The organism is Arthrobacter sp. TmtSoilC48, from assembly GCF_059739425.1.
Genome location: NZ_AP046049.1, coordinates 3,748,108 through 3,762,060 on the forward strand (window position 1 = coordinate 3,748,108; position 13,953 = coordinate 3,762,060).

Annotated in this window: 11 protein-coding genes; 8 read left to right on the plus strand and 3 right to left on the minus strand. The window is 63.1% G+C overall.

From position 1 onward, the window contains the following. Position 1: 1 nt before the first annotated feature. The 4 genes from AC6I97_RS17335 to AC6I97_RS17350 all read left to right on the plus strand — a co-directional run bounded on the left by AC6I97_RS17335 (position 2) and on the right by AC6I97_RS17350 (position 4,042). A complete protein-coding gene (locus AC6I97_RS17335; protein WP_224093913.1) occupies positions 2-190 on the plus strand; it encodes an acyl-CoA carboxylase epsilon subunit in 189 nt (62 codons plus the stop codon). Between the two features lie 74 nt (positions 191-264). Then, on the plus strand, positions 265-1,947 hold the full coding sequence (locus tag AC6I97_RS17340) for a DUF885 domain-containing protein (protein ID WP_497945542.1): 1,683 nt from the start codon (positions 265-267) through the stop codon (positions 1,945-1,947). A 106-nt stretch (positions 1,948-2,053) separates the two neighbouring features. Then, complete coding sequence (locus AC6I97_RS17345; RefSeq protein WP_497945545.1) at positions 2,054-3,487, plus strand: dicarboxylate/amino acid:cation symporter; 1,434 nt, start codon at positions 2,054-2,056, stop codon at positions 3,485-3,487. A gap of 102 nt (positions 3,488-3,589) precedes the next feature. Beyond that, the gene (locus tag AC6I97_RS17350; RefSeq protein ID WP_224166887.1) at positions 3,590-4,042 is read left to right on the plus strand and encodes a YbjQ family protein; all 453 of its coding nucleotides are present in this window, start codon (positions 3,590-3,592) and stop codon (positions 4,040-4,042) included. A 39-nt stretch (positions 4,043-4,081) separates the two neighbouring features. Here the strand turns inward: AC6I97_RS17350 and AC6I97_RS17355 are convergent, their stop codons facing one another. Continuing rightward, positions 4,082-5,446, minus strand: a complete 1,365-nt coding sequence (locus AC6I97_RS17355) for an HNH endonuclease (protein WP_497945548.1) — start codon at positions 5,444-5,446, stop codon at positions 4,082-4,084. 98 nt (positions 5,447-5,544) lie between these two features. Between AC6I97_RS17355 and AC6I97_RS17360 the strand changes: the two genes are divergently transcribed. Beyond that, a complete protein-coding gene (locus AC6I97_RS17360; RefSeq protein ID WP_497945550.1) occupies positions 5,545-6,264 on the plus strand; it encodes a TetR/AcrR family transcriptional regulator in 720 nt (239 codons plus the stop codon). A 1-nt stretch (position 6,265) separates the two neighbouring features. Next, positions 6,266-8,791 carry an MMPL family transporter gene (locus AC6I97_RS17365; RefSeq protein WP_497945553.1) on the plus strand — a complete coding sequence of 842 codons (2,526 nt, stop codon included), beginning with the start codon at positions 6,266-6,268 and terminating at the stop codon, positions 8,789-8,791. A gap of 166 nt (positions 8,792-8,957) precedes the next feature. Here AC6I97_RS17365 and AC6I97_RS17370 read toward each other — a convergent pair whose 3' ends face one another. Further along, a complete protein-coding gene (locus tag AC6I97_RS17370) occupies positions 8,958-9,620 on the minus strand; it encodes an HAD family hydrolase (RefSeq protein ID WP_497945554.1) in 663 nt (220 codons plus the stop codon). A 155-nt stretch (positions 9,621-9,775) separates the two neighbouring features. On the opposite strand from AC6I97_RS17370, the gene AC6I97_RS17375 reads away from it, so the two are divergent. Both AC6I97_RS17375 and AC6I97_RS17380 read left to right on the plus strand, forming a co-directional pair. Next, the gene (locus AC6I97_RS17375; RefSeq protein ID WP_224166883.1) at positions 9,776-10,432 is read left to right on the plus strand and encodes a Maf family protein; all 657 of its coding nucleotides are present in this window, start codon (positions 9,776-9,778) and stop codon (positions 10,430-10,432) included. Between the two features lie 60 nt (positions 10,433-10,492). Further along, positions 10,493-12,364: an acetyl/propionyl/methylcrotonyl-CoA carboxylase subunit alpha gene (locus AC6I97_RS17380; RefSeq protein WP_224091928.1), complete on the plus strand. Its 1,872-nt coding sequence runs from the start codon at positions 10,493-10,495 to the stop codon at positions 12,362-12,364. Between the two features lie 83 nt (positions 12,365-12,447). On the opposite strand, the gene AC6I97_RS17385 is transcribed toward AC6I97_RS17380, so the two are convergent. Next, positions 12,448-13,857: an MFS transporter gene (locus tag AC6I97_RS17385; RefSeq protein ID WP_497945555.1), complete on the minus strand. Its 1,410-nt coding sequence runs from the start codon at positions 13,855-13,857 to the stop codon at positions 12,448-12,450. Positions 13,858-13,953 lie beyond the last annotated feature (96 nt).

Below are 13,953 nucleotides of genomic sequence, written 5' to 3' on the forward strand. Positions count from 1 at the left end.
CATGTTCTCCGTGGTCAAGGGAGAACCCACGGCCGAAGAGCTCGCGGCGCTTGCCGCCGTCGTCGCTTCCGTGGGAGTACCCCAAACGTCGGCGCCTGCAAAGCCGAATGTTCGTCATTGGGTGCGCCGTCAACAGTTGCGCCTTGACCCCACGCCGGGTCCGGGCGCCTGGAAGCGCAGCCGCGGATAGCTTCGCTTCTCCCGGTAGGGGGAAAAAGTGCAACAACCCTTTCACGTGAGCCGACTCCCGGTTAGGCTCTGTGGGTGACTAATGCAAACACGCCTGCACGACCCAAGACCGCCATCGATTCCGTTGCTGACGCGTACACGGAAAACCTGATCGAACTCAATCCCAGCTTTGCCACCACGCTGGGGTTGCCGGGGCACGAGACTGAATATCAGGACTACTCGCCAGCGGGTGCCGAGGCGCATGCGCAGGCCACCCGGCAGGCGCTGGAATCGCTGGCGGCCTTGGAACCGACCGACGAATCCGACGTCGTCACACTGGACGCAATGCGCGAGCGGCTCGGCCTGGAGCTGGAGATCCATGAAACCGGCTGGGATGCTGCCGACCTCAACAACATCGCCTCGCCCGCGCAGGATATCCGCGCCATCTTCGACCTCATGCCGACGGACACTGTTGAGCAGTGGGAACACATCGCAGGCCGTGCCGCCAACGTTCCCGGCGCAATCGAAGGCTACATTTCCTCGCTTCGCGCCGCCAAAGAAGACGGCAAAGTAGCCGCAGCCCGCCAAGTTCGGATCGTCATCGAGCAAACCGGCCGGTACGCCGCCAAGGACGGCTTCTTCGCCAAGATGGCGGCCGGAGCCACGCTGGCTGGTTCGCCGCTCCCGGCGGACCTTCAGTCCAAGCTCGACGCCGGTGCCTCCGCGGCGCGATCAGCCTACGAATCGTTGGGTACTTTCCTCCAGGACGAGCTTCTCCCCGTTGCCCCGGAAAAGGACGCGGTGGGACGGGAACGGTATGCCCTGGCTTCCCGCTCGTTCCTGGGCGCGGCCGTAGACCTCGAGGAAACATACGCCTGGGGCGTCCAGGAGCTGGAACGGCTCATCAGCGAACAGGAAAAGGTAGCCGCGCAGATCAAGCCCGGCGCCAGCATCGAAGAAGCCAAAAGCATCCTCAACAACGATCCGGCCCGCCAGATCAAGGGAACGGACGCCCTGAAGGCGTGGATGCAGGAGCTCTCGGACCGCGCAGTATCCGAGCTCGCCGACGTCCATTTCGACATCCCGGATGTCATGAAAACCCTCGAATGCATGATCGCCCCCACCGACGAAGGCGGCATCTACTACACCGGCCCGTCCGACGACTTCTCCCGGCCCGGCCGCATGTGGTGGTCCGTTCCCGCCGGCGAAGACACCTTCACCACCTGGTCCGAAACGACCACGGTTTACCACGAAGGCGTGCCCGGCCACCACCTGCAGGTCGCCACCGCCACCTACCGCCGCGAACTCCTGAACAACTGGCGCCGCAACGCCTGCTGGGTCTCCGGACACGGCGAGGGTTGGGCACTCTACGCTGAGCAGCTCATGCTGGAACTGGGCTACCTCAAAGACCCCGGCGACCACATGGGCATGCTGGACGGGCAACGCATGCGCGCCGCCCGCGTTGTGTTCGACATTGGCGTCCATCTGGAACTGCCCGTCCCCGAACGCTGGGGCACCGGAACCTGGACTCCCGAGAAGGGCTTTGGCTTCCTCAAATCCAACCTCGACATCAGCGAAGGCCAGCTCCAGTTCGAATTCACCCGCTACCTCGGGTGGCCCGGGCAGGCACCGTCATACAAGGTGGGCCAGCGGCTCTGGGAGCAGATCCGGGCCGAGCTTGAAACCCGCGAAGGGTTTGACCTGAAATCGTTCCACAGCAAGGCACTAAATATTGGCTCGGTCGGCTTGGACGTGCTGCGGCGGGCGTTGCTCGGGTGAGTCTTCGAGACGCACGCCACACCGGGTTCGGGAATAACTTCACAGCTAGGTAACATTTCTAAACGTTCGTTAGGTATGTTATTTGAAGTGCACCTAGCGTGTTCCCGTGAGCACCTCAACCAACACTTCCCCGTCAGCTGGAAAGACCGGCCTCCGGCTCCCCAAGTGGGCAGGATCCTTCGGCGTCCAGATCATCGCGGCCCTCATCATTGGCCTCGTACTTGGCCTCATCGCAAAGTACACCGGCAGCACCAAGGCCGCCCCGAACGGGCTCGGCGCAACTCTTCAAACGATTGGCTCCAGCTACGTCTCGTTGCTGCAGACCGCCGTCGTTCCTTTGATCTTCACCGCGGTGGTGAGCTCCATCGCGAACCTTCGCCAGGTTTCCAACGCCGCCCGCCTGGCCTGGAACACGCTGCTCTGGTTTGCCATCACTTCGCTGGTTTCTGTGCTCATCGGCATCGGCCTGGGTGTGCTCCTGCAGCCTGGTGCAGCTACCGGGATCACTCAGAAGGCCGAGTACGCCGGCAAAACCGGTGACTGGTGGGCATTCCTGATCGGACTGTTCCCCAAGAACTTCCTCGGACTCGGCGCAAGCTCCACTGTCACGGAGAGCGCCAACGCTGCCACCACGGTCAGCACCTCCGTCAGCTTCAACGTACTCCAGATCCTGGTGGTCGCGATCGCCGTAGGCATCGCTGCTCTCAAGGTCGGCAAGCAGGCAGAAGCGTTCCTGACCTTCAACGCCTCCGCACTGGCCGTCATCCAGAAGGTCCTGTGGTGGATCATCCGCATCGCTCCGCTGGGCACTATCGGCCTGATCGGTAACGCCGTTGCCATCTACGGCTGGGACACCATCGGCTCCCTGGGCAAGTTCACTGCCGCCATCTACATTGGCCTGGCACTTGTGCTCTTCGTGCTCTACCCCATCCTGGTCCGCGTCCACGGCCTTTCCATCAAGCAGTACTTCTCCGGTGTTTGGCCGGCCGTGCAGTTGGCATTCGTTTCCCGTTCCTCGATCGGTACGCTGCCGCTCACGCAGCGCGTCGCCGAGCGTAACCTTGGCGTCCCGTCCGGCTATGCTTCGTTCGCCGTGCCGCTCGGTGCCACCACCAAAATGGACGGTTGCGCGGCGATCTACCCCGCCATCGCAGCGATCTTCGTGGCCCAGTTCTTCGGTATCAACCTGGACTTCAGCCAGTACCTGCTGATCGTCCTGGTCTCCGTGCTTGGTTCCGCTGCCACGGCAGGTACCACTGGCGCCGTCGTCATGCTCACGCTGACCCTGTCCACGCTGGGACTGCCGCTGGCCGGCGTCGGACTCCTGCTTGCAATCGACCCCATCCTGGACATGGGCCGGACGGCCGTCAACGTGGCAGGCCAGGCCCTGGTCCCCGCCATCGTGGCCAAGCGCCAGGGCATCCTGGACGAGTCCCTTTACAACGCGCCCCGCAATGGTGCCGCGTTCGCTGACGAGTTCGCCAACGACACCGCTGCTGCCGCAACAGAGGCGCGCGAACTGGCCGACTCCAAGGCCTGATCCGAGCACTGGCCGGTTCATCACCGCCTCACGGACAAATCCCCCGGGAATCCCCGGGGGATTTGTCCGTTTAAAGGTGAAATTCTGGGTAGGCTCGGGTCCATGTTGATCGTCACCTCCAATGAGATACCCGGCCACCGCATTGATGCCGTCTTCGGCGAAGTCATGGGCCTGACCGTCCGCTCGCGCGATATTGGCTCGCAGATGCTTGCTGGCTTCCGCTCCCTCGGTGGCGGGGAGCTGCCTGAAATGACCAGGGCGCTCTACGAAAGCCGACAGGAAGTCATGGCCCGCATGGTCAACGAAGCACAACAGCGCGGCGCCAACGCAATTGTCGCCATGCGCTTCGACACCTCCGAAATGGGGACCAACTGGACGGAAGTCTGCGCCTATGGCACGGCCGTCTACGTACTTCCGCTCGGCGAGGGCGAGCCCGGCGCCACGGGACAGTCGGTGTACCTGACAAAGAACGCAGGCCAACAGGCCGCCCAGCCGCAGCAGAACACTCCCCCGGCTCCCCCGCAGCAGCAGCCCACACCTCCGCACCAGTTCTGACCCTGACTCGATCTTGTTCGCAGATCCTTACCTTGAAGGTCAGGACTGGCGAACAAGATCGGGATCCTTACTGCCAACGCCGTTCCCGCGCGTCCCCGGCAGGGGCGGGGCCTTGGACCGGTATCTGTGTCCGGTAGGCGTAATGATTTCCAGTGTGTGCATGCCGGGCTTCCCAGCCAGCGGCTTTGCCGTCCAGCCGGGGTTTTCCTTGGTGTGGTTGCACTGCTCGCAGAGTCCAGCCCCGTTGGCCAGATCGGTTGGTCCACGATTTTGCCACGGAACGATGTGGTCGATATGCCGAATGGGCGCGTCACAATATGGTGTTCGGCAGGTATTGTCCCTTGCTTCGATGAAGCGCCGCATTCCGACAGGGAAAAGGCGCGCCTTTGAGTCCGTCGACACAAGTTCACCGGTACCAGGTGCTGTGAACAGCCTGCGAAGCCACACGTCAATGCCCGGTTCTTGAGAAGTCTGCCCGCGAGGGTCCTGCCCGCTGGCCGTAGCCACGCCCTCACCTGCTTCGATGAGTGACCGCGCCCAGCCGGCAGGAACAATCCCGTATCTCTTGAGCCGTGCGGGCTCAGTGTCGCCTTGGAAGAGGGTGCGGTCGGTCATAATGAGCTGGACCTCCACCTTGGAAATGCCGTCAGCGGTACCGGTAAGCCGATCAACCAAAGTATCAGCCATGACTTGCCCACGGGAGCGGTCATCTCCGCTGGATTTGGCAGTGTCAGCGAATTGGCTGAGGGCTGCGTAAGCTGCAACGCCTTGGGCTACGGGCAGCAGTGCGGTGAGGTAGGTCATCGTATCCGGTGCAGGGCGCAGGCTGACGTGCCGCTCCGTGGCTGCGCGGGCTGCGCGCTGGGTGACGGAACGCGGGTCACGGCGGTAAGCGGCTGCTTTGACTGCAGCGATGATGGCGCGGTCTCCGGCGCAGTCGAAGGTTCCGGTGTCGGCGGCGAGTTCTTCGTCGACCGCGCAGCGGTCTTCCGAGGAGAGGCAGGCTGTTTCCTTTACCAGCAGCGTCGCCCGCCACTCGTTGAGCTGGCCAGCCTCCACCGCAGCCAGGGTGCGTGGCATCTCAATCAGCAAAGCCTTTGCCAGGCCCAGCAACCGGGATCCTCGGTTCGGCGACTCCCGCCTGGCCAACGCCACCTGCGCGGCCACTCCCTTGCCCTGCTCCGAGGCGGGAACGCCGGCCTCCGCCTGCGCCTGACGCTCGGCCCGATCAAAGGCCACGGCAATCCTGGCCTGCAGACCGGAGATGGCGGACTTCATGTCCTCCAACACACGCAGTTGGTCAATCAGGTCACTTGCAATCGTGCCTGCCCGGACAGCGTTGCCCGGGTGAACAGGCGGGAGCGCCGCGACTGTACTCCCGCGCTGCTCCTGCATCTTGTCCATGCCTCAACTCCCCCAAAGGGGTACGACAATTATTAGTAAAGACCGGCAGGCCCGATGAAATATTGCGCAGAGTGCAAACTTGCACTTAGTGTAAGTATGTGACTTCCATCAGCAGCGAGCCGAGCACCGTGGAGTCGGCCGAACCCGCCGGACCTTCACGGCGCGAGCTCAACAAGGCGGCAACCCGGGCCTCCATCACCACCGCAGCCCTTGACCTTTTGCGCACCAGCGGCCCGGGCAATTTCACGGTCGAGGACATCACTGCCAGCGCTGGCGTTTCGCGGCGCACGTTCTTCAACTACTTTTCGAGCCTCGAGGCTGCCCTCGCATCCGTGGCCGACGGCTTCATGGATCGCGCCCTCGAGCAATTCCGCCTGAGGCCAGCGGACGAGTCGATCCTCGAATCCGCACAGGCCGCGCTGATGGCCCTCGCTGACCCCATGTCCGTAGCACCCATGGCCGAACTCTTCAGCCTCACCCACGAGAACCGTTCCCTGGCCCGTTCCGAACTCGAAGCATGGGAGTACTGCACGGGGCAGATTATCGACGCCGCCCGCGGCAGGCTTGGCCCGGACACCAGCGAGCTCTACCTGCATGCCCTGGCCGGATCCGTCATCTCGTGCGGCAAGGCAGCCATGACAGTTTGGTTCGCCGAACGTGGTCCTGACCTATCGGCCGAATCGCTGGCGGTTCTGCGCCAGTACCTCATCGACGCCATGGGCCTGCTGGGAGCCGGCTTCGCGCCGTCGTCGGAAGCCACTCCGCAAGCGGCGTCAGCTGCACAAGCATCATCCTCCTACTCCACAGATCGGTTCTGACATGGCCTCGTTCCTCTACCGTCTCGGCAAGTTTTCCTACCGCCGCCGCTGGCTCGTCATCTCGCTGTGGCTGGCAGTCCTCCTGGCCGTGGGAGGTTCGGCCGCCGCGTTCCACGGCACCATGTCCAACAACTTCAGCATCCCCGGCACGGAAACGCAGAGGATGGCCGACAAACTCAAAGAAGCCCTGCCCGACGCGTCCGGCGGCTCGGCGAGCGTGGCCTTCGACGCCGGCGACTCCGGTTTTGACCAAGCCAAGAAGGACGCCGTTGCCACTGCGCTCACCAAGCTTGAAGCCATGCCGGACGTGCAGGGAACGGTGAATCCGTTCACCACGCAGGAGCAGCTGGACAAGGCCGCGGCCGACATCGCCGATGGCGAAGCGAAGGCTGCCGAAGGCAAGACCCAGCTGGACGCAGCCCGTGCCCAGCTGGAAGCGGGCGAAGCCCAGCTTGCCGGTGCGGAACAGCAGATGACCGCAACAGGCCTCACGCCGGCACAAATCGAGGCCCAACTTGCGCCTCAGCGTGCCGAACTCGCCGCCAACAAAGCAAAGCTCGACGCCGGTGCCAAGGAAGCAGCAGACGGAGCCACCGCGTTGGCCTTGGGAAAGCGCCAACTGGAGGCCTCCCAAGGCATGCGCTTCGTGTCCACTGACAACAAGGCCGCCATCGCCCAGGTCCAATTCAAGACTTCCATCAATGCCGTTGATCCCGCCGTCCGCAAGCAAGTTCAGGACATTGTTCAGGGCGTCTCCTCGGCCGGTGTCACGGCATACGCCAGCAAGGAAATCACCGAAGACGTCTCACAGATCTTCGGAGTGGCGGAGATCGTCGGTGTCGCAGTGGCAGCCCTCGTTCTGATCCTCATGCTGGGCACGCTCATCGCAGCCGGCCTGCCCCTCGTCATGGCCCTCATCGGCGTGGCGGTGGGCGTCGGCGGAACATTCGCGCTAACCGGCGTGATCAACATGAGCTCCATCTCCCCGATGCTTGCCCTGATGCTCGGGCTTGCAGTCGGCATCGACTACTCCCTGTTCATCGTCAACCGCCACCGCAACCAGCTCCTCGCCGGAATGGACGGCGAGGAATCCGCAGCCCTCGCCACCGGAACATCAGGCAACGCCGTACTGTTCGCGGGTCTCACCGTCATCATCGCGCTGGCGGCACTCGTGGTCCCGGGGCTGCCCTTCCTGGCTGTCATGGGTGTTGCCGCCGCAGCGACAGTTGCCGTCGCCGTCGTCGTTGCTTTGACCTTGACGCCCGCCGTTCTGGCTTTGATCGGCCCCAAACTCATCTCCAAGCGAGCATGGGCCAAGGCCGCGAAGCACAATGCCGAGCCGGGCCACGAAGCCGCGGACCGGGCCCTGGAAGAGAAGCGCAGCAGCAGCGGCTGGGGCGGCTTGGTCACACGGCATCCTTGGGTTTCACTTGTAGCCAGCGTGGTTCTGTTGGGCGCCCTGGCGCTGCCGGCTTCCCAGCTTCGTCTGGCACTTCCCGACGGCGGATCCGAGCCAGTCGATTCGCAAGCCTTCAAAGCCTACGACCTCACGCGCAGCAGCTTCGGCGAAGGCGTCACCGGACCGATCGTCGTCGTCGCCGAATTCCCGGAGGGGCTCAGCGAAACCGATGCCAAGAACAAGCAGTTCGACGTCGCGGAACAGCTGCGTAGCGTGGAAAACGTCACGGCGGCCGTGCCTGTGGCCCTGAGCGAAGATCGCCGCACGGCCGTCTTCCAGGTCATTCCCAAAGAAGGCCCAGCCAGCGCCAGCACAGTCCAGGTAGTTTCCGACATCCGGGCTAGGGGCACTCAAATCCGCGAGAACCTCGACGTCAGCATCGGCCTCACCGGCCAGACTGCCGGCAACATCGACGTCTCCGCAAAGCTCGGGGCTGCACTGCCGCCGTACTTGGCGATCGTCGTCGGACTTTCGCTGATCCTGTTGCTGCTCGTCTTCCGCTCGATTGTGGTTCCTCTGCTCGCCACCGGCGGGTTCCTCTTGTCACTGGCCGCCGCATTCGGCGCCGTCGTGGCCGTCTATCAATGGGGCTGGTTGGGAGCAATTTTCGACGTCGCCAACCCGGGCGCCGTCCTGAGCTTCCTGCCGATCATCCTGATCGGCGTGCTGTTTGGCCTCGCGATGGACTATCAGGTGTTCATAACATCGGGCATGCGTGAATCCTTTATGCATGGTGAGAACGCTAAACACGCCGTTCGCACCGGATTCAGCCACGCCGCAGCAGTGGTCACCGCAGCCGCGATCATCATGGTCAGTGTGTTCTCCGGCTTCATTTTCAGCCACCTCACCATGGTGCGGCCGTTGGGCTTCGCGATGGCGTTCGGTGTGCTCATCGATGCGTTCGTCGTCCGCATGACAATCGTTCCCGCCGTCATGTACCTGCTTGGCGAGAAGGCCTGGTGGCTGCCCAAGTGGTTGCAGCGCATCCTGCCGGATGTGGACGTCGAAGGCGCCAAACTGAACCGGAGCGACCGCCGCACGGCCGGCTCCGAGGAACTGGTCCACTGATCCTCGCTCACATCCACCACCAATCTGACCGGCCCTCTCTCACATCCACCCCCAATCTGACCGTCCCTCTCTCACATCCACCACCAATCTGACCGGCCCTCTCTCACATCCACCCCCAATCTGACCGTGCCTCTCTCACATCCTGCAGAACGTCCGACGTCGGCGCTCAACCTTGGAGCCGACGTCGGGCGTTTCTGGCGTCGAGCCGAATCAGAGCATTGATAACCTCGGCAGCCGTGCGGCGAGTGAGGGTCGGCGGCGGCACGTCGTTGGGCCATTCCTGCCCGCGGGAGACCCAACCGGTCTTTAATCGCGCCGCGCGTCCACCCGAGATATCGGCGATGGGATGATCTCCCACCATCCAGCCATCAGTCAGATCGCAACCCAATTCCTGCGCCGCCAGCCGAAAAATCCCAGCATCAGGCTTCTTCATGCCAACAGCCTCGGAAATCACGACGCAATCGACGTAGGGTTCAATTCCTAGGTGTTCGATCTTCTTTGTCTGCTGAGCCGTGGCCCCATTCGTGACGATGCCAATCCTCCAGCCGGCCTCCCGCGCCTCCCTCAGTGCGATGCGCGTACGCGGATCCATGGTCATCAGTTCCACATGCTCAAAGAGCAAGGTGTCTACCAGGGCTTCGATTCCAAGGTCCATGCGAAAACGCTGTTTGATGGCAAGAGCCAAGGATCCCCTCGGCTCATAACCATCCCGGTCTGCAGTGATAAGCCATGCTGCATCAGAATGCGGCCTGCCAAGCGAGCGCACGAAATTCGTAGCCCAGTAAGCGAAAGCCGAAGTCCTGTCGACCAAGGTGTTGTCCAGGTCCACGAGCAGCAGCATTCGACCAGCGTAGGCGATGTGAGAGAACATCCCCCCAAAACCGACAGGAAGTGAGCGAGCATCCCCCCAAAACCGACAGGAAGTGAGCGAGCATCCGCAGAAAACGGGCAGGAAGTGAGAGAACAACGTATTAGGCTGGGACGGTGACCCGATTGATCCTTGCCTCGCAATCCCCTGCCCGCACCAAGTTGCTGAGGGAAGCGGGAATCCAGCACGACATCCTCGTCTCGGACGTGGATGAGGACGCGGTGCAGGCGCACTACGGCGTCACGGACGCGCACGACACTGCGCTGCTGCTGGCCCGGGCAAAGGCTGAAGCCGTGGCCGCGCTACCCGAGGCCGAGGGCGCCCTGGTGATCGGCTGCGATTCGGTTTTCGAGTTCGACGGCGAGTCCCACGGCAAGCCCTACACGGCGGAGGTCGCCCGCGAGCGGATGCTGCGCATGAGCGGCTCCAAGGGTGTGCTGCACACGGGTCACTGGCTTGTTGATTGCCGGGACACCGCAGCCGACGTGGACGAGAACGAGCCCGCGGACGGAACGGGAGCGACGGTCGGCTCTGTGTCGAGTGCCGAGGTTCACTTCGTTGAGATGACGGCGGACGACATCGACGCCTACATTGCCACCGGAGAACCGCTGCACTGCGCGGGCTCGTTCACCATCGACGGCCTGGGCGGCGCATTTATCCGCAAGGTGGACGGCGACCCGCACGCCGTCGTCGGGCTTTCCATCTCTACCCTGCGCGAACTGCTGGTCCACGCGAACGTTGGAATCACCGAACTGTGGGACGCGCACCAGTAGAAGCGATTTGTAGCAACCCTACAAAGGAACATCGCCTCACACACGGAATCCCCCATCAATATGGGCGGAACCCTCACAATCACGCTAGGCTCCTCAAGGACAGAAGGAGTCAACAACTTGTCAGCTAACCCGGCGCAGCCCATTTCCAGCCCTCTTACCAAGGTCTTGATTGCCAACCGCGGCGAAATCGCGGTCCGCATCATCCGAGCCGCCCGGGACGAAGGCATCGCCTCCGTAGCCGTCTACGCAGACCCGGACCGTGACGCCCTGCATGTCCGCCTCGCCGACGAAGCGTATGCCCTTGGCGGCAACACCGCGGCTGAGTCGTATCTGGTCATGGACAAGATCATCGACGTCGCCAAGCAGGCGGGCGCTGATGGGATCCACCCCGGGTACGGTTTCCTCGCCGAAAACGCAGAGTTCGCTGCCAAAGTGATCGAGGCCGGCATCACCTGGATCGGCCCCTCCCCCGAGGCGATCTCTGCCTTGGGAGACAAGGTACAGGCGCGCCACATCGCCGAAAAGGTGGGCGCCCCATTGGTTCCCGGCACCGCCGACCCCGTCCAGGACGCGGACGAGATCCTGAAGTTTGCCGAGGAATTCGGCTTGCCCATCGCCATTAAGGCTGCTTTTGGCGGTGGCGGACGCGGCATCAAGGTTGCCCGCACCATGGAAGAAATTCCGGAGCTGTACGAATCCGCAGTCCGTGAGGCCATTGCAGCTTTCGGCCGCGGCGAGTGCTTTATCGAGCGCTTCCTGGACGCCCCGCGCCACGTCGAGACGCAGTGCCTGGCGGATGCATACGGCAACGTCGTCGTCGTCTCCACCCGCGACTGCTCACTGCAACGCCGCAACCAGAAACTCGTCGAGGAAGCCCCGGCTCCGTACCTCAGCGAGGAGCAGAACAAGCGGCTCTACGAATCCTCCAAGGCCATACTGAAAGAAGCCAACTACCTCGGCGCGGGTACTTGCGAGTTCCTCGTGGGCCAGGACGGCACCATCTCCTTCCTCGAGGTCAACACCCGCCTCCAGGTGGAGCATTGTGTTTCCGAGGAAGTTACGGGCATCGACCTCGTACGCGAACAATTCCGCATTGCGCGCGGCGAAGTACTTGGCTACGAGGACCCCGAGGTCCGCGGCCACTCCTTCGAGTTCCGCATCACCGGCGAAGACCCTGGCCGCAACTTCATGCCCGCGCCCGGCACGGTCAGCACGTTGAAGAACCCCACTGGCCCGGGCATCCGCGTGGACTCCGGCATTGAGCAGGGCGACGTCATCAGCGGAAACTTCGACTCCATGCTGTCCAAGCTGATCGTCACCGGCGCCACCCGCGAGCAAGCCCTCCAGCGCTCGCGCCGTGCCCTTGAGGAGATGGTGGTGGAAGGCATTCCCACCGTCATCCCCTTCGACCTGGCAGTGGTCACCGATCCCGACTTCGCACCGGCAGATGGCCCGTTCAAGGTCCACACCCGCTGGATCGAGACCGAGTTCGTCAACAACATCCCCGCGTGGACGGCCAGCGGCGCGGGTGCGGAAACGCCCGACGCCGGTGAGCGCCAGCGCGTCGTCGTCGAGGTTGGCGGCAAGCGGCTTGAGGTCGTTCTGCCGTCCGGCTTGGGCGCCAGCGTCGCCGCTGTTTCCAGCGGCTCGGGCACCAAATCGGGCAAGTCCAAGAAGCGTTCCCGCTCGGCAGGGGCTGCAGCCGCTGCCGCCGGCGGGGATGCGCTGACCTCGCCGATGCAGGGCACCATCGTCAAGGTCGCAGCTGCCGACGGCGACGTCGTGGCCGAGGGCGATCTGATCGTTGTCCTGGAAGCCATGAAGATGGAGCAGCCATTGACGGCCCATAAGTCCGGCACAGTTCGTGGCCTCGCAGCCAGCGCCGGTGAGACGGTCGCTGCAGGCGCTGTCATCGCAACGATTGAGGACTAAGCGAGCATCGAGGACTAAGCCAGCTTAACGACGTCGGCCCCGCACCTTCCGGTGCGGGGCCGACGTCGTTAATGTCCCCAAGGTCAGGCGACGTTGTTCTCGTAGTCCATGTCTTTGGTTTCGCGAGTGAACCAGAGCGCCACGAAAGTGACTATGGCGGCGATTGCCATGTACACGCCCACCAGCCAGGTGCTGCCGTTGGCTGCCGACCAGAGAGCGATGGCGACGAACGAGGCGGGGGCCGCTCCGATCATGGAAGACAGGTTGTACGCCACAGCAGAACCGGTGTAACGGACGTTGGCCGGGAACAGCTCGGGCAGGATGGCTGCCATGGGGCCGAAGGTCAGGCCCATGAGGGTGAAGCCCACAATGAGGCCAACCATGGCTGCTGCCTGGCCGGGGCCAAACATGGTGAACCACAGCGCACCGAATCCGAAGATCCCGGCGGTGACGCCGAGCAGGAACTTGCGGCGGCCCCATTTCTCGGCCAGAGGGCCGGAAACCACGGTGAAGATACCAAAGAACACGACGCCGATGATCAGCATCCAGAGGAAGTCGGACCGGGTGATGCCCAGACCGGGAACAAACGCCGCAATCTGGTCCGCCGTCATGGGCTTGCCGGCCTTTTCGGCCGCGGCCTGGGCGCCGGCCAGGGTTGGCTTGGTGCCGTAGGACAGCGTGAACGTGGTCATGATGTAGAAGAGCACGTAGGTGGCGAACATGATGAAAGTGCCGGCCAGGACCGGACGCCAGTGGCTCTTGAGGGTCGCGGCGAGGGGCAGCTTCTGGACCTTTTCCTGTTCGATCACCTTGGTGAAGGACACGCTCTCCACCAGCTTCAGGCGAACGTAGAGGCCCACGATGACCAGGACTGCGCTAAGGATGAACGGAACACGCCAACCCCAAGCGAGGAATTCTTCGGCCGACAGGGCAACGTTCATCCAGATGAAGATCACGTTGGCGATGATGAAGCCAATAGGGGCACCCAGCTGCGGGAACGTTCCATAGATGGCACGCTTGCCCTCGGGGGCATTCTCGGTTGCCAGCAAAGCTGCACCGGACCATTCACCACCCAAAGCCAGGCCCTGGAAGAAGCGCAGGATTACCAACATGATCGGGGCCAGGATCGCCCACCCCTGCATGGATGCCGTGGGCAGGAGTCCGATCAGGAACGTTGCGATACCCATGGTCAACAGCGAGGCAACCAGGGTGCCCTTGCGGCCGATCTTGTCACCAAAGTGGCCAAAGACGACGGCGCCGATGGGACGGGCGAAGAAGGCAACACCGAAGATGGCGAACGCACTGAGCAGCGCATTGATGTCAGTGGCGTCGGGGAAGAAGAGCTTGGGGAAGACGAGCACTGACGCAGTGGCATAGGCGTAGAAGTCGTAGAACTCGATCGTCGTGCCGATCAGGCTGGCGAAGATCACTTTGCCCCGCGAGTTCACTGGCTTGGTGTACTCGCCTTCCTTGGACGTAGCAGTCGAAGACATGTAGTAGCAGCTTTCGTTCACACCGGCCGATGGCCCTGGGAGCCTGCCCGGCGAAGGATTATTCGAGAGTTCAATAATAGTTCCCGCAGTCCATTG

Bases quoted from the DNA above. Each gene is read 5' to 3' on its own strand.
- AC6I97_RS17335 (WP_224093913.1), top strand. From the start codon at position 2: ATGTTCTCCGTGGTCAAGGGAGAACCCACGGCCGAAGAGCTCGCGGCG.
- AC6I97_RS17350 (WP_224166887.1), top strand. From the start codon at position 3,590: ATGTTGATCGTCACCTCCAATGAGATACCCGGCCACCGCATTGATGCC.
- AC6I97_RS17355 (WP_497945548.1), bottom strand. From the start codon at position 5,446: ATGGACAAGATGCAGGAGCAGCGCGGGAGTACAGTCGCGGCGCTCCCG.
- AC6I97_RS17365 (WP_497945553.1), top strand. From the start codon at position 6,266: ATGGCCTCGTTCCTCTACCGTCTCGGCAAGTTTTCCTACCGCCGCCGC.
- AC6I97_RS17380 (WP_224091928.1), top strand. From the start codon at position 10,493: ATGGGCGGAACCCTCACAATCACGCTAGGCTCCTCAAGGACAGAAGGA.
- AC6I97_RS17385 (WP_497945555.1), bottom strand. From the start codon at position 13,857: ATGTCTTCGACTGCTACGTCCAAGGAAGGCGAGTACACCAAGCCAGTG.